The following is a 19,485-nucleotide window of genomic DNA, read 5'->3' as shown; positions in this document are numbered from 1 at the left end:
ACTACGTGCGGGTATTGCGCAATTCGGGCGACGCCGGGTTTGTGAATGCGCATATTTGTTTGTTTGACCTGCATCGGATCATCTCGTGACTGATTTGACTTGAGTGCCAATATAGGAAATATTCCCGCCAAATCGCCATATGCGCTAAGAAATAAGGACAAATGTTCTATCTTCGGCGAGTGGAAGAAGGTTTGTTCTGAATTGGAAGGGAAATTGGAATGTCGGTGCGAATAGACGACACGGATCGGAAAATTCTAGCCGAGCTGCAACGGGATGCCAGCCAGTCGCTTGACGAAATCGCAGCCCGTGTAGGGAGCTCCAAGACGCCGGTTTGGAATCGCATTCGCAAGCTCAAGGGGGCAGGGGTCATTGGCCAGCAGACCGTATTGCTGGATGCCGAAGCGTTGGGCTTTGAGGCCACATTCTTTGTGCTGATCCGTACGTCGGAACATGAGGCTGAGTGGCAGCAGAAGTTCCTGAAAGCGTTGCGCGATCGTCCAGAGGTTCAGGAAGCGCACCGTTTGGCTGGAGACATCGATTACATTCTGAAAGTGCGCGTCAAGAACGCGCGTGCGTATGATGCGTTTTATCAGGCTTTGATTTCAGAGGTACGGGTGCACAACGTCACAGCCTTGCTTTCGATGGAAGAGATCAAATCGACCACAATGCTGCCATTGAAGTCTGTCGGATAGTTTGAAGCGTGAATGGGGGCGCCGCCCCCGCCGCCCGAAGGCGACTCCCCCGAGATATTTATGGCCAGATGAAGCACGGATCCGGGTTTCTTGACAGGATGTTAAGTCAGACCGCTACCATGAGTTTGGTCAGCCCGTGGAAATGGTAGCTGTCCGAATATTGCGGCTCTGCCGTCAGCTCTAGCTTTGGGCATTGCTGGAACAGGATGGGCAGGGCGATCCGCATCTCAAGCCGGGCCAGCGGAGCGCCTACACAGAAGTGAAGGCCACCACCAAAGCTAGTATTGGCGCTTACATCTCGCATCGGGTCGAATGTATCGGGTTGGGACCAAGCAGCAGGGTCGCGATTGGCTGCGCCCAGAAGCAAGGCAACTTCGTCACCACGCGCAAAGCGGTGACCGAAGAGTTCAATGTCTTCATAGGCATAGCGTCTGAACATGTGCAGTGGTGGATCGAAACGCAGGATTTCCTCGACTGCGCCGTCGATGGTGCCGGGCGTCAGGACATACTGCTGTGTACCCGTCGTCAACATAGTCTTCACGCCATTGCCGATGGCGTGCACGGTGGCTTCGTGACCGGCGTTCAGCAACAAAATGCAGGTCGTGATCAGTTCGTCGCGCGAGAGTTTTTCACCATCTTCCTCTGCCGCGATCAACCGGGTGATCAGATCGTCACGCGGGTTAGTGCGGCGTTTTTCGATGTATTCTTCGAGATAGGTGGTAAAGGCTTGTGTGGCACGGACGGCTTCGTCTTCGGTCTGGCGCGTCCGGTTTGCCTGATACATGGCCACCATGGCGTGCGACCACTGCAACAGTTGCGGTGCCATGTCTTCCGGCACACCAAGCAGACGGCAGATCGTGATCACGGGGACCTGGGTGCAATAGGCCTCCAGCAGATCGAAGGGGCCAGCGGGGAACTGCTTGATCAAATCGTGGCACAACTGTTCAGTGGACCCCTCAAGCGCCGTGATCGCGCGAGAGGTAAACGCCCGCAGTACCAGAGAACGCAATCGAGTATGACGCGGGGGTTCAAGCTCTAACATCGAATGGGATTCGACTTCTAGCCAGGGTGCAAGATGGTCTGGGCCGGGTTTTGCAAGTTCCGCCGGGATTTCACGCCCGAAGCGCCGATCGCGCAGCAGAATTTGCACCGCTTTGTGCGAGACAGCCGCGACAAGGCCGTAGTCTTTCCAGTAGAACAGATCGCCCGACTGACGTGCGCTGTCATAAAAGGGGTATGGGTTTTGCACGAATGCCGGGTCGGTCGGGGATTGGGTCAGCGTCTTCATGCGGTGCAGACTTGCCATGGCGGCTGCTGAATGCAAGACCCTAGATATGCAACGTTTTTGGATCATAGCCGGTTTCTTATGCGCGGTCGGATTGCTGTCAGCGGCGGTCTGGACTTATGGCTATCGTCAGGCCCTGTCGCAACTGAGCGAGAAGGCCGAGGCTGATTTGGAACTGGCCGCCGACCGTCTGAGCACGCAAATGCAGGTCTATCAGGAAGTGGCCGCCTTGATGGCGGATCATCCTGCTTTGCAGGAGCTAGAAACATCAGAACAGCAACGGGCCGCCCGAAAGGTGCTGCTGGATGTGGCAGACAAAACCGCTGCCGTTAACGTTATGTACCTGAATCCGGAGGGGCAGGTTCTTGTCGCGGCCCAACCGGTGACGCAGCGCGATATGTCCGCACATCCGGCCTTCGAGCGCGCCATGCAAGGTGCCTTGGGCAGCGCGCATGGGGTCGAAGACGCAAGCGGCGATCGCATCTATTCATATGCGGCCCCTGCATTTGGGGAATTGGGGCAGATACAAGGCGCGTTGATGGTTCTGGCCGATGTGCAGGACGTTGAACAAACTTGGCGCGGTAGCACCGATGCGGTGTTTTTCGTTGATACGGATGGGGTTGTCTTTATCTCGAACCGATCGGATCTGCTACTATGGCGCCGCGGGCAAGGGCAGCAGGGCCTGATGTCACCCGAAGGTGAGAATGTCGATTTCGCCTCAACCTGGATTGCGGGATATGAAGTGTGGAAGCTCAATTGGGGTCGCTATCTGCCCCGTCGCGCCCTGCATCTGACGCTCGATCTTCCGGTGATTGCGATGACCGCAGAGATGCTGGTTGATGTCGCCCCGGCGCGCCGGTTGGCGGGGTTGCAGGCGGCGGCGGTTGCGGCGATCTGTTTCGCCTTTGGTGCTTTGTTGTTTCTGGCCTCGGAACGCCGTCGGACACTTGCAGAGGCAAATACCGTGCTGGAAAGCCGGGTCGCGCAACGTACGCGCGCCTTGACGGCGGCTAATAGCGCTTTGCGCCACGAAGTTGCCGAGCGGCAGGAGGCGGAGGCCGCGCTCAAACAAGCGCAGGCCGATTTGGTTCAGGCTGGTAAGTTGAGCGCTTTGGGCAAGATGTCGGCTGGCATCAGTCATGAATTGAACCAGCCCTTGATGGCGATTCAGCAGTTCGCCGACAACGGGTCCGCCTTTCTTGAGCGCGGCAAGGGCCAGAGAGCTGGCGAAAATCTGGGCCGCATTTCCGATATGGCCGCACGCATGGCGCGGATCATCAAGAACCTGCGGGCCTTTGCGAGAAATGAAAGCGAACCAATGGGGCGCGTTGATCTGGTTCAGGTTCTGAACACTGCCACAGAATTGACCGAGGCGCGCCTGCGCGATGAGAACGTCGCGTTGGAGTGGGTGCCGCCAAAGACTGCGGTCTATGCTTGGGGTGGAGAGGTGCGACTGGTACAGGTGTTTGTCAACCTAATCAATAATGCAGCGGATGCGATGGTCGATCGACCGACGCGCAGGATATTGGTCACTCTGTCAGGGGGGAAGCCTATTCGCGTGTCGGTGCGGGATACCGGACCCGGCATCGAGGACCCCGACCGCGTGTTTGAGCCGTTCTACACCACAAAAACAGTTGGGACGTCCGAGGGGATGGGTCTGGGGCTGTCGATATCCTACGGTCTGGTTCAGAGCTTCGGGGGGGATATTCGCGGTGCCAACACGGACGAGGGTGCTGAATTCACGGTTGAACTGGAACCCTTTGAAGAAGATGAGGCAGCATGATCCGCAAAGTGCTTTTGGTCGATGATGATGCCGCCGTACGTGAGGCCTTGGCGCAAACCCTCGAATTGGCCGAGTATGAACCGGTCACCGCGGGATCTTTCGTGGCCGCAAAGGATCATATTCATCGTGACTTCGGCGGTGTGATCATCTCGGATATTCGCATGCCGGGGCGGGATGGGTTTCATCTGCTCGCATACGCGCGCGAGGTTGATCCTGAACTTCCGGTGGTATTGCTGACAGGTGAAGGCGATATCCCGATGGCGGTACAGGCCATGGGGCAGGGAGCATTTGATTTTCTGGAAAAGCCCTGTGCAGCAGCGGATTTATTGGCGGTACTCGAACGAGCCTTTGCCGCGCGCGCAGAAATTCTGCAGGAACGCGAGCAACGGCGCGAACTTGAGCGTGGCGATCCCGCAGCACGCATGCTGTTTGGGTTGTCAGATCAAGCCGAGGCCTTGCGTGAGCGAGTGCGGAGCGTAGCGCCAACACGGGCCGAGGTACTGGTTACCGGGCCAGCGGGTAGCGGAGTTTCAAAGGTCGCTGAAGTTGTCCATCTGATGTCTCCGGTTGGACAGGGGCCATTTGTCAAACGCCCTGCCTCAGGCCTGAACCCGGATGATTTGTTGCGTGTCTGTAAGGATGCGGCAGGCGGATCGCTGTATCTGGATGAGATCTCGGCGATGTCGGATGCCACGCAATACGCCGCGCTGGAACTGATCGAACAAGGGACGGAAGCCAGAATCATCGCAGGGGCAACGGCCGATTTGTCGGACCTTACTGCACAGGGAAGGTTCAATGCCGATCTGTTCTATAGGTTGGATGTCATGCGGGTGCGAATCCCGGCCCTGTCAGAACGGCCCGAGGATATCCCCGTCATCTTTCGCCGCTATGTGGCGCAGGCCGCTGAGCAGGCCGGGATTGCGGAACCTGAAGTGACACCCGAGCATCTGGCCTCGCTGATGGCGCAGGATTGGCCGGGCAATGCCCGATCGTTGATGTCGGCGGCAATGCGGTTTGTGTTGGGGATGCCGGATGAGGTTGCACAGGCCGCTGATCTGGGGTTGAGCGAGCAATTGGCGCGTGTTGAGAGGTCTTTGCTGATTGCAGCCCTTGGGCGCCACAATGGCAAGGCTGCGGATGCCGCCAAGGCACTGAAGCTGCCGCGCAAAACTTTTTATGACAAGCTGACCCGCTACCACATTAGGCCAGAAGACTATCGTCGTTAGCAAAACACTTCCGCTAGGGCGAACTGCGGTTGCGCTGTGGCTTAAGCGAGCGATTCGCTCGCATCGATTCGGATATTGTGCGGAAATTCGCACAAGGTGCTGACTGCCTGTGCGAAAAATCGCACAGCGTAGTTCTGCCGAAACACCAGATTTATAACGGACATCATTTAACCGTAAGAAATTATTTGGAAAAAACAGATTTCAGCAACATCTAAACAAAATGTTGAGAGTGAGGAGCCGATTCGGTTCACTCCGCAACATACGGCGCTGATTGGGCGCTCGATGGAAGTTTTAGGGAAGTCTGGGAGGATAAGACTGATGAAATTCCTGACAACGGCAGCAACCGCAATCGCACTGTCCGTGACAGCGACCGCTGGTGTAGCAGCTTGCGATGATGGCGAGATCGTCGTGAAGTTTGCGCATGTGACCAATACGGACAAACACCCCAAGGGCATCGCCGCTTCGCTGCTTGAGCAGCGCGTCAATGACGAGATGAACGGCGTGATGTGCATGGAGGTTTATCCGAACTCCACTCTTTACAACGATGACAAGGTTCTTGAAGCGATGCTGCAGGGCGACGTGCAGTTGGCCGCGCCCTCGCTGTCGAAGTTTGAGAAATTTACAAAGCAATTCCGCCTGTTCGATCTGCCGTTCATGTTCAAGAACATCGATGCTGTGGATGCGTTCCAAGCCTCGGCTGATGGTCAGGCGATGAAAGACAGCATGCAGCGCCGCGGCCTTCAGGGGCTGGCATTCTGGCACAATGGCATGAAACAGATGTCTGCGAACAAGCCGTTGGAAGATCCTTCGGATGCGAACGGCCTGAAGTTCCGCGTTCAGTCTTCGGACGTATTGGTTGCCCAGATGGAAGCAATTGGTGGCAGCCCTCAGAAGATGGCGTTCTCGGAAGTGTACGGTGCTCTGCAACAGGGCGTTGTTGACGGGCAGGAAAACACCTGGTCGAACATCTACGGCAAGAAGTTCTTCGAGGTGCAGGACGGCATCACAGAAACGAACCACGGTATCATCGATTATCTGGTTGTAACCTCAGTTGACTGGCTGGACAGCCTGGAGCCTGAAGTTCGCGATCAATTCCTGACGATTCTCGCCGAAGTGACCGAGACTCGTAACAAGGAGGCCTTTTCCGTAAACGAAGCTGCCAAGGCTTCGATCACTGACGCAGGGGGCATCATCCGGGAACTGAACCCCGAGCAGCGCCAGGCCTGGGTCGATGCGATGAAGCCAGTCTGGGATAAATTTGCCAGTGACGTTGGTCAGGACAAGATCGACGCCGCACAGGCGATCAACGCCGGGTTCTGATCCCGGTTCAAGCCACGCGTCCGGGGACTGGGGAGTTATGGACGCATAGGCTGGGCGGGCCTTAGTGGCCCGCCACACTCCCACCACTCTCATCAAAAAAATGCGGGGACAGAGAGATGTCTGGTGCGAAACCCGGCCAAGGCGGGCTGGTCGACCATATCGAAGAAACCATGATTGCGTGCCTGTTGGGTCTGATGACAATTGTCACCTTCGCCAATGTGATCGCGCGGTTTGTATTCAATTCTAACATTCTTTGGGCGCTGGAACTGACAGTATTCACCTTCGGTTGGTTGGTGCTGCTGGGTGCGTCTTATGCAGTGAAGAAGCATGCACATCTGGGTGTTGATGCGATCCTGAACATGCTGGCCCCCGCGCCACGCCGGGTTTTGGCGCTGATAGCCGTGGCTTGCTGTCTGGTGTTTTCTCTGCTCCTGCTCAAGGGTTCGTATGACTACTGGGCAGTGTTTGCCGATCTGCCGCCCACCTCGGGTCGCTGGTTTCCGACCGGCTTTGACATGAGCGCGCGCAGCCAGAGCTTCTATGAAGTTGATGATATCCCGATGGTCGCGCCGCTGCGGTTTCTGGAGAATATGATCAACTATGGCGAGTATTACGAGAAACTGCCCAAGGTCGTTCCGTATTTCGTTCTGCCTCTTTCGATGTTGCTGCTGGTGATCCGTTTTGCACAGGTCGCAGTACAGATTTGGCGCGGTGAAACTGATCGCCTCGTAGCTAGCCACGAGGTTGAGGACGAGATCGAAGAAGTCCGCGCCCAGCAGGGGGAGCATGACTGATGGACGTCGTACTACTTTTCTCGATGGTCATTGGCCTATTGTTGATCGGAGTTCCGATTGCGGTGGCACTTGGTCTCAGCTCGACCCTCTTCCTGCTGATCTATTCCGACAGCTCATTGGCTTCGGTCGCTGGCACGCTGTTCGAGGCATTTGAGGGGCATTTCACCCTCTTGGCTATCCCGTTTTTCATTCTCGCGTCATCTTTCATGACCACAGGTGGAGTGGCGCGGCGGATCATCCGGTTCTCGATCGCTTGTGTAGGGCACTTGCCCGGAGGTCTGGCAATTGCTGGCGTCTTCGCTTGTATGTTGTTTGCGGCCTTGTCGGGTTCGTCTCCGGCGACAGTTGTCGCAATCGGGTCGATCGTCATCGCTGGCATGCGTCAGGTGGGCTATTCCAAGGAATTCGCCGCCGGTGTGATCTGTAACGCAGGGACACTGGGCATTCTGATTCCGCCATCAATCGTGATGGTGGTCTATGCGGCAGCCGTGGAGGTTTCGGTCGGGCGGATGTTCCTTGCAGGCGTTATTCCGGGTTTGATGGCCGGTCTGATGCTGATGATCACCATTTACGTCATGGCCAAGGTCAAGAACCTTCCCAAAGGCGATTGGAAAGGTTGGGGCGAAGTCTTCACCTCGGCGCGCGAGGCCGGTTGGGGTCTGTTCCTGATCGTCATCATCCTCGGCGGTATCTACGGAGGTATCTTTACCCCGACCGAGGCCGCGGCTGTTGCTGCCGTCTATGCGTTCCTGATCGCAAGTTTTGTCTACAAGGATATGGGTCCGCTCAGCACCGAAGGGGATGCGCAGAACATCTCGCTGCTCAAGAAACCCTATGCGTTGATCACGGCCTTTGTGCACCCCGACACCAAGCATACACTTTTCGAGGCGGGCAAGCTGACTGTCACGCTGCTGTTCGTGATCGCCAACGCGCTGATCCTGAAACATGTGCTGACGGATGAGCAGGTGCCCCAGCATATCGCAAGCGCCATGCTATCGGCGGGTCTGGGGCCAGTGACTTTCCTGATTGTGGTCAACGTGATCCTGCTGATCGGTGGCCAGTTCATGGAGCCCTCAGGTCTGCTGGTCATTGTGGCCCCGCTGGTCTTCCCGATTGCTATCGAGTTGGGTATCGACCCGATCCATCTGGGCATTATCATGGTGGTCAATATGGAGATCGGGATGATCACGCCTCCGGTCGGGTTGAACCTGTTCGTAACCTCGGGCGTGGCGGGTATGCCGATGATGAGTGTTGTGAAGGCAGCGTTGCCGTTCTTGGCCGTGCTGTTCGTCTTCCTCATCATGGTTACTTACATCCCGTGGATTTCGACATTCCTACCCAACACTTTCATGGGGCCTGAGATCATAACCAACTAGATCGGGTAAACCGAGCATATGAACCGGGCGATGTAATCCGCCCGGTTTTTTTGTCTTGAAACTGATGCCCAAACGCATATCTGAGGGTCGGAGGACGACCTCACCATCATGGACGATTATTCGGGACGACCCGATCTCGGAAAGTGAGGTGTTCTTATGCCCTGGATATTACTGTTGTTTGCTGGCCTGCTCGAAATCGTCTGGGCCGTCGCGATGAAGCAGACCGCTGGTTTCACGCGGCTGTGGCCGACGGCGATCATGGGTGTTGCGATGATCGGGTCATTTGGCCTGCTTGCAATGGCCATGCGGGATCTGCCGCTTGGTACCGCCTATACGATCTGGACCGGGATCGGCGCAGTAGGGGCGTTCACTGTTGGCGTCCTATTCCTGGGCGAAGCGCTGACGCCCATGCGGATCGGCGCTGCGATTCTAATCGTGACGGGTTTGATCATCATGAAACTGGCCTAAGCGTTGACGGCCATAGTGGTGTCGGGCAGCTTTGCGAAACAACTCCGAACAAAGGACACCTGCATATGCTGACCGACACCGATGCACGCTTGCTCCGCGTCGCCTATGATGAGGCGAAAGCTGGATTTGACGAAGGAGGCTGCCCAATCGGTTCAGTGCTTGCGCGGGGTGGTGAGGTCGTTGCGCAAGGGCGTAATCAGCGTGTCCAACTGGGCGACCCGATCGCCCATGGGGAAATGGATGCGCTGCGCAAGGCAGGGCGGCAGAAGACCTATCGCGATACTGTGCTCTATACCTCGCTTTCGCCTTGCATGATGTGTTCTGGCACGATCGTACAGTTCGGTATCCCGCGTGTTGTGATCGGAGACACCGTGAATTTTGGCGGAAATGAGGACTTCCTGCGCGATCGCGGTGTCGAGGTCATCATCGCTGATGACCCGGACTGCATTGCATTGATGAGGCGTTTTATCGAAGAGAAGCCCGCGCTTTGGGCCGAAGATATTGCCGAATGAGGTTGGCGATCAGGCGCTTTCAAGCGCCTGAATGATGCCCGAGAAATCATTTGCTTTCAGACTGGCGCCACCCACCAACGCTCCGTCAACATTTGAAACGCCAAAAATCTCGGCAGCATTACCGGGTTTGACCGATCCGCCATACAGCAGGCGGACTGACCGGCCGACACCTTCGCCAAATCGGCGTTCCAGACGTGCGCGTATGAAATCGTGCACTTCTCCGATCTCTTCCAAAGTTGGAACCTTGCCTGTGCCGATGGCCCAGATCGGCTCATATGCGACAATCAGGTTCTCGCCTGTCGCTTGATCCGGGATCGAACCCGACATCTGTCCACCGATGATATCCAGAGTATTTGCTGCTTCGCGCTGCTCAAGGCTTTCACCGACGCAGATGATCGTCTTCAGGCCTGCATCCATGGCGGTGCGGGCTTTGGCACGGATGTCTTCGTTCTGCTCAGCATGATCTTCACGGCGCTCGGAATGGCCAAGGATCACTGCGCTCGACCCTGCATCCAACAGCATCTCGGCACTCAGATCCCCGGTATGCGCACCCGAGAGCGCCGCGTGGCAGTCTTGGCCGCCAACGGTAATGCCCGAACCTTCAACCGTATTTGCCGCGCGATGAAGCAAAGTGGCTGGTGGGCATATCAGGATTTCTACCGCAGAAGATGGGTGCGAGGCTTTCAACGCTTCCAGCTCGCTCAGCGCAACGCCAGTTCCGTTCATTTTCCAGTTGCCTGCCGCCAACTTACGCCGCATCGCGATCCCTCCGGTTTTCTGCTTTGAATCCTCGGATATCACCCGCAGGCGGGGCTGACAATTCCGGTTGCATAGCGCTACTTGTCAGGACACATTGCGCGCGTTGTTGCGGAGGATGGCATGATAGACGATCTCGATCTCGCCAAATTGGATCTGCGTGATCCAGCTGAGATGGAAAAGCTGAGACATGCTGTTCGCCAGATCGGATTTCTAACAATCTCCAATTCCGGCCTCGATGCCGCCCGTGTGCAGCTGGTGATTGACGCGTATCGCGATTTTTTTCGTCAACCCGATGAGATCAAGCAGAGCGTCGATATGGCAGCTACGGGTGCCAACCGCGGTTGGGGTGCGCCGCGTTCCGAACAGGTGGATCTCAGGGCGAACCCGGATTTCAAAGAAGTCTTTGATAGCGGTTTTGAACTGCCAGCCGATGATCCATATGCGGGGCGGGGATTAAGTGTGTATGCCCCAAATCTCTGGCCAGACGGGGCCGACGCCTTTCGGAGAACGATCCAGAGTTACTATTCAGACGCCTGCTCAGTTGCCATTCGCGTTTTGCGCGCGATTGCGATTGCCATCGGTAGGGATGCAAACAGTTTTGATGCGGCCTTTGATACGCCAATGGCGCTGCTGCGCGGTAACTTCTATCCGCAACGCCCTGATTGGGCAGGGGAAAAGGACTTTGGTATCGGCGCGCATACGGATTATGGCTGCCTGACTTTGCTGGCCACGGACGGCACACCGGGTCTGGAAGTTCGTATGCCTGATGGCGATTGGCAAGCTGTAAACGCCACGCCGGGACAATTCATAATCAATTTCGGGGAGATGCTGGAGTTTTGGACGGCAGGAGAAGTCAAAGCGACCGAGCATAGGGTCAAAGGCAGCGTGAACGAGAGGATCTCGGTTCCGTTGTTCTTTAATCCTTCTTACGACACAAATGTTGCGCCGCCGGGTTCATACGCCACGATCCGCGCCGGAGAGCACCTGACGCGGCGATTTAATGAGACCTACGTCCACCTAAAAGCTGCGAGTTAGCGTTGTTCAGCCAAGGTTTCGTCGAACTTGATCGATTCTCCGCATCCGCATGCATCGACTACATTCGGGTTTCGGAACTTGAACCCGGCCTCAAGCAGTGAAACCTCGTAGTCGATCTCGGTTCCGAACAGGAACATCTGTGCCATGGGGGCGATCATTACACGCGCGCCATCCTGCTCGACCACTTCGTCGTTCGGGTCGGCATCATGGACGTAGTCCATGGTGTATTCCATCCCCGCACAGCCGCCTTTCTTGACGCCGATGCGCAATCCGGTGTGACCGCCGGATTTCATAAGCCGAACAATCTGTTCAGCAGCTTTAGGTGTCATGGTCACGGCTTGTTTGCCGGGAATGCCAAACATGGTGGGCTCCGTTATCGCGCGTTATCTCTAATCTAAGGCCGACACGCGCCGGGCTCAAGAGAGAGCCTGTTCAAATACACACTCCGCGCAGGGTTGTCACGATGGTGCGCAAAGCTTTAGCGTACCTGAAGTAAAGGACAGGCATTCCAGAGAGGTTTGGATCGATGAGAGCGCAGAACTGGGCAGGAGCAGCCATTTTCACATCTATGTTGCTGGCGTCCGCGTCTGCGGCACTTGCGATAGATGACACAAAACGGCACCCGGTCAACTGTGCTACCGCACCCGGTGATCTGCGCGCAATCGCAGCTGAAAAGAAACATGCCGAGGACCAGCAGGCTGAAAGCGTGTTCTCGATCCTCCCTGCCGGTGCCTTGCTGGGTCTCGTCACAGGAACCGAGAGCAAGCACCTGAAGATGCTGTCAGGCGACTATATAAAAGAGCTGGACGCGCGCGCTGCTGAAATCAAGTCGACCTGTAACATCGAATAATCAAACAAAAAGGGCCGCTCTCGGGCAAGAGCGGCCCGGAATGGGCCCATTGAATGGGGGATGGCTATGGTCAGAGGCCCATGCAATTCACGAAGTATGTCAATTTAGCGGGGCAATCGGATAAGACGCCCGCTACTCGACATCCTGCGCCAGCACGTCCAGCAGATCGAAAAACGCATGCTTAATCACTGGGTCAGTACCTGAGGACCTTGTGACCCAGCATTGTGACAACATGAAAACGGTTAAGTAACACGCAGTACACCGTTTTGTAACATCGCCATGTTTTTTGTGAGTAAGTCGAGAGTTACATGAAACCCAGCTCAAGCCGGGCTTCATCTGACATCATTTCCATGCCCCAAGGTGGCTCCCAAGTCAGTTCGACGTCGACCTCTTTGACGCCTGCAACGGGTTCGATTGCTTCCACGATCCAACCGGGCATTTCGCCTGCGACAGGACAACCTGGCGCAGTGAGGGTCATGATCACCTTGACCGCGTTTTCTCCGGTGATGTCGATCGTATAGATCAGACCGAGATCGTAGATATTGACTGGTATTTCTGGGTCAAACACCGTCCGGCAAGCTTCGACCACGGGTTCGTAGAGCGGGTGATCGATGGTCGAGGGAGCGATCAGGGGGCTGCCTTCGAACTGTTCACTGGGGTGGGTCATTGATGCCTCGGGTCTGTTACCTGAGAAATTATATAGGGAAAGTGCCGGGCAGCGTCCAGAGGTGCCGTGGCGCCTGATTTGAGCGCCACGACAGATCAGTCGTTGATGTCGTGCTTGAAGGTTTTGACCTGACCGTGCGGCAGGGCAAACATACGGCGCAGAACCAGCCATGCGACCAGTGACAGAACAGCAAATATCAACAGCAGAACGGGCAGGGATAGCGTGAGGCCAGGGATCAGCAAAACCACTCCGGTAATGGCTGCACCGATGGCAAAACCCAGGAAAATGAAGCCGGGCAGCGCGACCTCAAGGATGCCCAGAGCAAGCGCTCCGGCCAACCAAATCCACCACGTCAGCCAGAAAGGATCGGCCATCATTTTCCTCCTTTAAGCATGTTAAAGGCATTGCCGAAGGCTTCAAGTGCGTTTGCAGGCACAACGATGGTCTGCGAGCCGGTGCCGTTGCCTAGGGCGTTCAGCGATTCCACCTGTTTCAACGCAACCTGATACTGTGCCGCTTCCAGCCCGTTGTCTTGAATGGCCTTTGCTACGACCTGAGTCGCATAAGCTTCGGCCTCAGCCGAGATTCGGCGGGCCTTGGCGGTCTGCTCTGCCGCATAAAGTTCGGCATCTGCCTGCAGCTCAACGGCACGCTTTTGGCCCTCGGCCTCGGTCACCTGCGCGCGGCGGGCACGTTCGGCGTTCAATTGCTGCAACATCGCGTCACGAGTGGCCTGATCAAGATTTACGTCCAGAATCTCGGCGCGGGTTACTTCGATCCCCCAATCGTCAACAGCGGTTTCTACGCTTTCCTGAATACGTTCAATCAGTTGCGCCCGGTTCGATTGCACTTCATCCAGGTCCATCTTACCGATCTCGGCGCGGACGATACCGGCTACAGTCGTTGCAATCGCACCGTCGACATCGCGGATGCGATAGACCGTCTTTTCCGGCTCGAGAATGCGGTAGAACACCGAAGTATCGATCTGCACCAGAACATTGTCCTTGGTAATTGCGTCTTGCGTTGCGTTTGGCAACTGACGCTCAAGGATGGATATCTTGTGGCGGGCAACATCTAGAAAAGGAACGATAAAATTGATCCCGGGCCCAAGCACCGAATGCAGGCGGCCAAACCGTTCAACAACGTATTTCTCGGATTGAGGCACGATCTTGATGCCCTTGAAGATGACAATGGCAATAAGCGCCGCTGCCAGCAGGTAGATAATGTTCGAAGTAATCAGTCCGATAATCTGGTCTTCTATCATACTGTCCTCATTTATTGTGTACTATGGTATACATATGGGGATTGAATCGCTCAATTTCAACTCTGGTATGGATTGTACAGGCTGGAATGCAAATCTGTGAAAGCGTTCATACCGGCCAGAAATTCCCTTTTGTGGCAGCTTTGCATCCCACTGGTGTTTGCGTTATCGGACGAGGATGAAACTGATTATCGATACAGACCCCGGCATCGACGACGCAATGGCCATTGCCTATGCCGCCGCTGCGTCCGAAATTGACCTGATCGGCCTGACCACCGTGTTCGGCAACACCCATGTGCATCAATCCAGCCGCAATGCGCGATTTCTGGTGGACAAACTGAGGCTGGGCATACCCGTGGCCCAAGGCGCGTCCTCCGCTTTGGGAGAGAGCACGCATTCACCTTCGGAACATGTGCACGGCCCCGAAGGCTTTGGTGACCTGACCCAGATTGAAGAGATCGGTGAAAACCACGCCTTGTCCGCCGCAGAGTTTCTTGTCGACATGGCGCGCAGCCATCGCGGAGAGCTGGTCGTATGCGCGGTTGGGCCATTGACCAATATCGCTGATGCCATGCGATTGGACCCCGAGTTTGCGGACAATCTTGGCAAGCTCGTCATCATGGGCGGGGCCGTGTACTGCCCGGGCAATATCACCGAACATGCCGAGGCGAATATCTATCACGATGCCAAAGCTGCAGACGAAGTCTTTGCCGCGCCGCCGCCTACGATTCTGGTGGGATTGGATGTGACTCTGAAAACGCTCTACGAGACCGCTGATTTTGAGGCGCTCGCTGAACGTTCCCCTGACATGGGTGGTTTTCTGCGTGATATCTCGCGCTTCTATTTAAAGTTCTACAAAGAGATCGGTGGGCTTGAAGGGTGCGGATTGCATGACTCGACTGCCGTTATCGCCTGCACCCATGAACCGATGTTCGAAATGGTCGAAACGGGTTTGCAGGTGGCGTTGGACGGGGCTGAGATCGGTGCGACTCGTCCTGACCCTGCACGGCCACCAGTGCGAGTGTGCCGGGATGTCGATGGGCCAGGGGTGGTGCGCCTGTTTACGGACCGTGTAGCCTCGCTGCCCTGACGGGTTGCAATGCCCTTGCAGATCGGGCAAAGCCTGCCCGGTTCAGCGATCCAAGGCGTTACCATGACCCAGCGATTTTCTTTCGACCTGAAAGCCACCGATGGCAAGGCCCGCACAGGCGTGATCAACACGCCGCGCGGTGAGGTGCGAACGCCGGCGTTCATGCCTGTGGGCACAGCCGCGACCGTCAAGGCGATGATGCCGGAAAGTGTGCGCGCCACGGGTGCCGATGTTCTGTTGGGCAACACCTATCATCTGATGCTGCGCCCAACGGCCGAGCGGATCGATCGTTTGGGAGGCCTGCACAAGTTCATGAACTGGGACCGGCCCATCCTGACGGATTCTGGCGGATTTCAGGTGATGTCGCTGGCCGGTCTGCGCAAACTGACCGAGAAGGGCGTGACCTTTAAATCTCACGTCGATGGCTCGAAGCACGAATTGACGCCGGAACGGTCGATGGAAATCCAGCGGCTTTTGGGCTCGGACATCGTCATGTGCTTTGATGAATGCCCTGCGCTGCCCGCCGATCGCGACCGTATCGCCGATTCCATGCGCCTTTCGATGCGGTGGGCTGCGCGGTCGCGTGAAGCGTTTGGAGACCGCCCCGGACATGCCCTGTTTGGGATCATGCAGGGCGGGCTGGAACAAGATCTTCGGAAAGAAAGTGCCGAGGCACTTAAGCAGGTCGGTTTTGAAGGCTACGCCGTCGGCGGCCTTGCCGTGGGTGAGGGGCAGGAGGCCATGTTCAGCTGCCTTGACTATGCGCCTGACTTCTTGCCCCAGGATAAACCGCGTTATCTGATGGGCGTAGGCAAGCCTGATGATATCGTAGGTGCCGTTGCACGTGGGATAGATATGATGGATTGCGTTCTACCTTCGCGGTCGGGTCGCACCGGGCAGGTGTTCACGCGTTACGGTGTGGTCAATATCAAGAACGCCCGCCATGCTGACGACCCACGCCCGCTGGATGAGAACTGCACATGCCCCGCGTGTTCAAGTTATTCTCGCGCCTACTTGCATCACGTGTTCCGCTCGAATGAGATGATCTCGGGCATGCTGCTGACTTGGCACAATCTGCATTACTTTCAGGAAATCATGCAGGGAATGCGGGACGCGATTTCACAGGGCACATTCGCAGAGTGGCAATCGCAATTCCACGCGCTTCGGGAGCAAGGCGATATTGAACCGCTGTAGATTGTGGCCATTGCGGTGACAAACGTAGTATTTTTTGCTATACTGTTCGCGCATTATTTACCATTTTCATTTGTTTTGTTCAGGAGGATTCAATGCCTCGCTTTATTGCTTCTATCGCAATCGTTTTTTGCGCCTCGACATCTCTTGCGGATGTCTGGACCTTCGAAACCCCGTCCGAGAATATTCAGTGTGTCGTCGGGCAGGGGGCAAGTGTTTCGGACCTGTCTTGCACCATAATTGAGCGGAGTGGTGCGCCTGCGTTCCCGCGCCCGGCGGATTGCCAGTCGGACTGGGGACATGATTTTTTCATGACCAATACGGGCGCCGTCCGCATGCTGTGCCAACCAGTCAGCCATAACCGGGACGGATTTGACCGTGCAGACTACGGCGTAACCGGAGAGTTTGGCGGGTTCGTTTGCCATTCCTCGAAAAAGGGCTTGGAATGTAGAAACGAAGTCGGTCATGGCTTCTTTTTGTCCCGAGCTAAGCAGAGGGTGTTCTGATCCACGCTGGATGATTTGTTGCCCGTTTTAATGCTGGGTTCGCTAAAATCGGTGGATATGTCTGTCGGATGCCTTGAAGTCCCCAAATCATCCGGTCATGCTGCATCACGACAAACGACGATGAGGTTGAAATGGGGGAACAGGTGCCCCACCTTTATCGTCCAAGACAGGAGATGGCCAAAGGTTGCCTGAATCAGGGACCAGCGCCGTCTTGCCAATGATAAGGATAGAGCATGCAAGAGCCTCTGAATTCCTCATACCCCGTCCTGCCGCTGCGCGATATCGTGGTCTTTCCACATATGATCGTGCCGCTGTTCGTGGGCCGTGACAAATCGGTCCGCGCCCTGGAAGAGGTGATGCAGGATGACAAGCAAATTCTGTTGTCCAGCCAGATTGATCCTGGTGAGGATGATCCGGAAATCGACGGTATCTACCGCTCGGGCGTTCTGGCCAACGTGCTGCAACTGCTGAAACTGCCCGATGGCACCGTGAAGGTGCTTGTCGAGGGGCAGGCGCGGGTGCAGATCACAGAATTCCTTGAAAACGATCAGTTTTTCGAAGCGCGCGCCGAGTATCTGACCGAGATTCCGGGCGATGTCACCACGACCGAAGCGCTGTTGCGCACCGTCGCGGACGAGTTTGAGCGCTATGCAAAAGTGCGCAAGAACATCCCCGAAGAAGCGCTGGCTGCTGTTGGTGAAACCACCGAGCCTGCAAAGTTGGCCGACCTTGTGTCAGGTCATCTGGGCATCGAGGTTGAACAGAAACAGGAACTGCTTGAGACGCTCTCGGTGAGCGAGCGGCTTGAGAAAGTCTATGGTCTGATGCAGGGCGAAATGTCGGTTCTGCAGGTCGAGAAAAAGATCAAGACCCGCGTCAAATCCCAGATGGAGAAGACGCAGCGCGAATACTATCTGAATGAGCAGATGAAAGCCATTCAGAAGGAGCTTGGCGATGGTGAGGACGGCAGCAACGAAGTTGCCGAACTGGAAGCCAAGATCAACGAGACCAAGCTGTCGAAAGAGGCGCGCGAAAAGGCCGAGGGTGAGCTGAAAAAGCTCAAGAACATGTCGCCCATGTCGGCTGAAGCGACCGTTGTGCGCAATTATCTGGACTGGATCCTGTCACTGCCGTGGGGCACCAAATCCCGCGTCAAAAAGGATCTGGGTCGCGCGCAGGACATTCTGGATGCCGATCACTATGGACTTGAGAAGGTCAAAGAGCGGATCGTCGAATATCTGGCGGTTCAACAGCGCTCGAAAAAGCTGAAAGGCCCGATCCTGTGCCTTGTTGGCCCTCCGGGTGTGGGTAAAACCTCGCTGGGTAAATCGGTCGCAAAAGCCACGGGGCGCGAATTCATTCGCATCTCGCTGGGTGGTGTGCGCGACGAATCTGAGATTCGTGGCCACCGTCGGACTTATATCGGGTCGATGCCCGGCAAGATCATTCAGGCGCTGAAGAAGGCGAAAACCACAAACCCTCTCATCCTGCTCGATGAAATCGACAAGATGGGGCAGGATTTCCGTGGCGATCCAGCCTCGGCGATGCTGGAGGTGTTGGACCCGGAACAGAACAACACGTTCATGGATCATTATCTTGAGGTCGAATATGACCTGTCCAACGTGATGTTCCTGACCACGTCTAACAGCTACAACATGCCTGGGCCTCTGCTAGACCGGATGGAGATCATCCCGCTGGCCGGTTACACCGAAGAGGAAAAGAGCGAGATCGCCAAGCAACACCTGATCGACAAACAGGTCAAAAACCATGGTCTGAAAGCCAAGGAGTTTGAGCTGACCGATGAGGCGCTGCAATCGATCATCCGCACCTATACCCGCGAGGCGGGTGTGCGGAACCTCGAACGCGAAATCGCCAAAGTGGCGCGGAAATCGCTGACCAAGATCATCAAGAAAGAGGCGGAGACCGTAAAGGTGACGCCCGACAATCTGGATGATTTTCTTGGAGTGCCCAAGTTCCGTTATGGCTTGGCTGAACAGGACGATCAGGTTGGTGTAGTCACTGGCTTGGCCTGGACTTCGGTCGGTGGTGATCTGCTGCATATCGAGGCTCTGAAACTGCCCGGCAAAGGGCGGATGAAGACCACTGGTAAGCTGGGCGATGTGATGAAGGAATCGATCGACGCGGCGTCGTCTTACGTCCGATCGATTTCGCCTCAGATCGGGGTTAAACCGCCGCAGTTCGACAAAATCGATATCCACGTGCACGTGCCCGATGGTGCGACGCCAAAGGATGGTCCGTCTGCGGGCTTGGCTATGGTGACCTCGATTGTTTCGGTCCTGACCGGTATTCCTGTGCGCAAGGACATCGCCATGACAGGCGAGGTTTCGCTGCGCGGCAACGCGATGCCGATTGGCGGGCTGAAAGAAAAACTGCTGGCTGCCCTGCGTGGCGGGATCAAGACCGTCCTCATTCCCGAAGAGAATGAAAAGGATCTGGCGGATATCCCCGACAACGTGAAAGAAGGGCTGGAGATCATCGCGGTCAAACACGTCTCGGAGGTACTAGAGCAGGCATTGATACGTAAGCCCGAGTCAATTGAGTGGGATGAGGCCGCTGAAGAGGCCGCTGCCGCTGCCGCCAAGGCGGCCGAAGGGGCAGGACCGTCGGCAACAGCCCACTAAGCCTGAAACAGATTAACTAGAAAGGCGG

20 protein-coding genes are annotated in these 19,485 nt (G+C 56.1%); 14 read left to right on the top strand and 6 right to left on the bottom strand.

Translation table 11 applies throughout. The annotated features are described in order from the left end of the window. Positions 1 to 218: 218 nt before the first annotated feature. Positions 219 to 692 carry an Lrp/AsnC family transcriptional regulator gene (locus AC2TEM_RS02640; RefSeq protein ID WP_010439761.1) on the top strand — a complete coding sequence of 158 codons (474 nt, stop codon included), beginning with the start codon at positions 219 to 221 and terminating at the stop codon, positions 690 to 692. A 106-nt stretch (positions 693 to 798) separates the two neighbouring features. Here AC2TEM_RS02640 and AC2TEM_RS02635 read toward each other — a convergent pair whose 3' ends face one another. After that, positions 799 to 1,980 (bottom strand): cytochrome P450, encoded by a 1,182-nt coding sequence (locus AC2TEM_RS02635; RefSeq protein WP_480855972.1) that lies wholly within the window; start codon positions 1,978 to 1,980, stop codon positions 799 to 801. A gap of 46 nt (positions 1,981 to 2,026) precedes the next feature. Here AC2TEM_RS02635 and AC2TEM_RS02630 point away from each other — a divergent pair, with 46 nt between their 5' ends. The 7 genes from AC2TEM_RS02630 to AC2TEM_RS02600 all read left to right on the top strand — a co-directional run bounded on the left by AC2TEM_RS02630 (position 2,027) and on the right by AC2TEM_RS02600 (position 9,456). Further along, on the top strand, positions 2,027 to 3,760 hold the full coding sequence (locus AC2TEM_RS02630) for an ATP-binding protein (protein ID WP_170421367.1): 1,734 nt from the start codon (positions 2,027 to 2,029) through the stop codon (positions 3,758 to 3,760). After that, complete coding sequence (locus AC2TEM_RS02625; RefSeq protein ID WP_170393221.1) at positions 3,757 to 4,986, top strand: sigma-54-dependent transcriptional regulator; 1,230 nt, start codon at positions 3,757 to 3,759, stop codon at positions 4,984 to 4,986. Before AC2TEM_RS02630 ends, AC2TEM_RS02625 begins: the two co-directional genes overlap by 4 nt. Positions 4,987 to 5,304: 318 nt before the next feature. Further along, positions 5,305 to 6,306, top strand: coding sequence for a DctP family TRAP transporter solute-binding subunit (locus AC2TEM_RS02620; protein WP_304621967.1), 1,002 nt, complete (start codon positions 5,305 to 5,307; stop codon positions 6,304 to 6,306). A gap of 116 nt (positions 6,307 to 6,422) precedes the next feature. Then, a complete protein-coding gene (locus AC2TEM_RS02615) occupies positions 6,423 to 7,100 on the top strand; it encodes a TRAP transporter small permease (protein WP_170421370.1) in 678 nt (225 codons plus the stop codon). Next, positions 7,100 to 8,476, top strand: coding sequence for a TRAP transporter large permease (locus AC2TEM_RS02610; RefSeq protein WP_170393218.1), 1,377 nt, complete (start codon positions 7,100 to 7,102; stop codon positions 8,474 to 8,476). Before AC2TEM_RS02615 ends, AC2TEM_RS02610 begins: the two co-directional genes overlap by 1 nt. A 156-nt stretch (positions 8,477 to 8,632) precedes the next feature. Beyond that, positions 8,633 to 8,944 carry a DMT family transporter gene (locus tag AC2TEM_RS02605; RefSeq protein WP_170393217.1) on the top strand — a complete coding sequence of 104 codons (312 nt, stop codon included), beginning with the start codon at positions 8,633 to 8,635 and terminating at the stop codon, positions 8,942 to 8,944. A gap of 65 nt (positions 8,945 to 9,009) precedes the next feature. After that, positions 9,010 to 9,456, top strand: coding sequence for a nucleoside deaminase (locus tag AC2TEM_RS02600; RefSeq protein ID WP_170393216.1), 447 nt, complete (start codon positions 9,010 to 9,012; stop codon positions 9,454 to 9,456). A gap of 9 nt (positions 9,457 to 9,465) precedes the next feature. On the opposite strand, the gene tpiA is transcribed toward AC2TEM_RS02600, so the two are convergent. Further along, on the bottom strand, positions 9,466 to 10,215 hold the full coding sequence (gene tpiA / locus AC2TEM_RS02595) for a triose-phosphate isomerase (RefSeq protein WP_170393215.1): 750 nt from the start codon (positions 10,213 to 10,215) through the stop codon (positions 9,466 to 9,468). A gap of 120 nt (positions 10,216 to 10,335) precedes the next feature. Between tpiA and AC2TEM_RS02590 the strand changes: the two genes are divergently transcribed. Further along, complete coding sequence (locus AC2TEM_RS02590) at positions 10,336 to 11,250, top strand: isopenicillin N synthase family oxygenase (protein ID WP_170393214.1); 915 nt, start codon at positions 10,336 to 10,338, stop codon at positions 11,248 to 11,250. On the opposite strand, the gene AC2TEM_RS02585 is transcribed toward AC2TEM_RS02590, so the two are convergent. Next, the gene (locus AC2TEM_RS02585) at positions 11,247 to 11,612 is read right to left on the bottom strand and encodes a HesB/IscA family protein (RefSeq protein WP_170393213.1); all 366 of its coding nucleotides are present in this window, start codon (positions 11,610 to 11,612) and stop codon (positions 11,247 to 11,249) included. The genes AC2TEM_RS02590 and AC2TEM_RS02585 overlap by 4 nt on opposite strands. Before the next feature lie 164 nt (positions 11,613 to 11,776). Here AC2TEM_RS02585 and AC2TEM_RS02580 point away from each other — a divergent pair, with 164 nt between their 5' ends. Beyond that, positions 11,777 to 12,100, top strand: coding sequence for a hypothetical protein (locus tag AC2TEM_RS02580; protein WP_170393212.1), 324 nt, complete (start codon positions 11,777 to 11,779; stop codon positions 12,098 to 12,100). 304 nt (positions 12,101 to 12,404) lie between these two features. On the opposite strand, the gene AC2TEM_RS02575 is transcribed toward AC2TEM_RS02580, so the two are convergent. The 3 genes from AC2TEM_RS02575 to AC2TEM_RS02565 all read right to left on the bottom strand — a co-directional run bounded on the left by AC2TEM_RS02575 (position 12,405) and on the right by AC2TEM_RS02565 (position 14,031). After that, a complete protein-coding gene (locus AC2TEM_RS02575) occupies positions 12,405 to 12,767 on the bottom strand; it encodes an SUF system Fe-S cluster assembly protein (RefSeq protein WP_170393211.1) in 363 nt (120 codons plus the stop codon). Between the two features lie 95 nt (positions 12,768 to 12,862). Beyond that, a complete protein-coding gene (locus AC2TEM_RS02570; protein ID WP_170421372.1) occupies positions 12,863 to 13,141 on the bottom strand; it encodes an NfeD family protein in 279 nt (92 codons plus the stop codon). Then, positions 13,141 to 14,031, bottom strand: coding sequence for an SPFH domain-containing protein (locus AC2TEM_RS02565; protein WP_170393209.1), 891 nt, complete (start codon positions 14,029 to 14,031; stop codon positions 13,141 to 13,143). The genes AC2TEM_RS02570 and AC2TEM_RS02565 overlap by 1 nt, the downstream gene beginning before the upstream one ends. 175 nt (positions 14,032 to 14,206) lie before the next feature. On the opposite strand from AC2TEM_RS02565, the gene AC2TEM_RS02560 reads away from it, so the two are divergent. The 4 genes from AC2TEM_RS02560 to lon all read left to right on the top strand — a co-directional run bounded on the left by AC2TEM_RS02560 (position 14,207) and on the right by lon (position 19,457). Next, positions 14,207 to 15,118 carry a nucleoside hydrolase gene (locus AC2TEM_RS02560; protein WP_170421375.1) on the top strand — a complete coding sequence of 304 codons (912 nt, stop codon included), beginning with the start codon at positions 14,207 to 14,209 and terminating at the stop codon, positions 15,116 to 15,118. A 63-nt stretch (positions 15,119 to 15,181) separates the two neighbouring features. Then, positions 15,182 to 16,312, top strand: coding sequence for a tRNA guanosine(34) transglycosylase Tgt (gene tgt, locus AC2TEM_RS02555; RefSeq protein WP_170422434.1), 1,131 nt, complete (start codon positions 15,182 to 15,184; stop codon positions 16,310 to 16,312). 92 nt (positions 16,313 to 16,404) lie between these two features. Next, positions 16,405 to 16,815: a DUF6636 domain-containing protein gene (locus AC2TEM_RS02550; protein ID WP_170421378.1), complete on the top strand. Its 411-nt coding sequence runs from the start codon at positions 16,405 to 16,407 to the stop codon at positions 16,813 to 16,815. Positions 16,816 to 17,048: 233 nt separating this feature from the next. Beyond that, positions 17,049 to 19,457, top strand: coding sequence for an endopeptidase La (gene lon, locus AC2TEM_RS02545; RefSeq protein WP_170393206.1), 2,409 nt, complete (start codon positions 17,049 to 17,051; stop codon positions 19,455 to 19,457). Positions 19,458 to 19,485 lie beyond the last annotated feature (28 nt).

This window comes from Ruegeria sp. HKCCD3925 (assembly GCF_057221175.1).
This window is presented reverse-complemented; position numbering and strand designations above follow the sequence as displayed.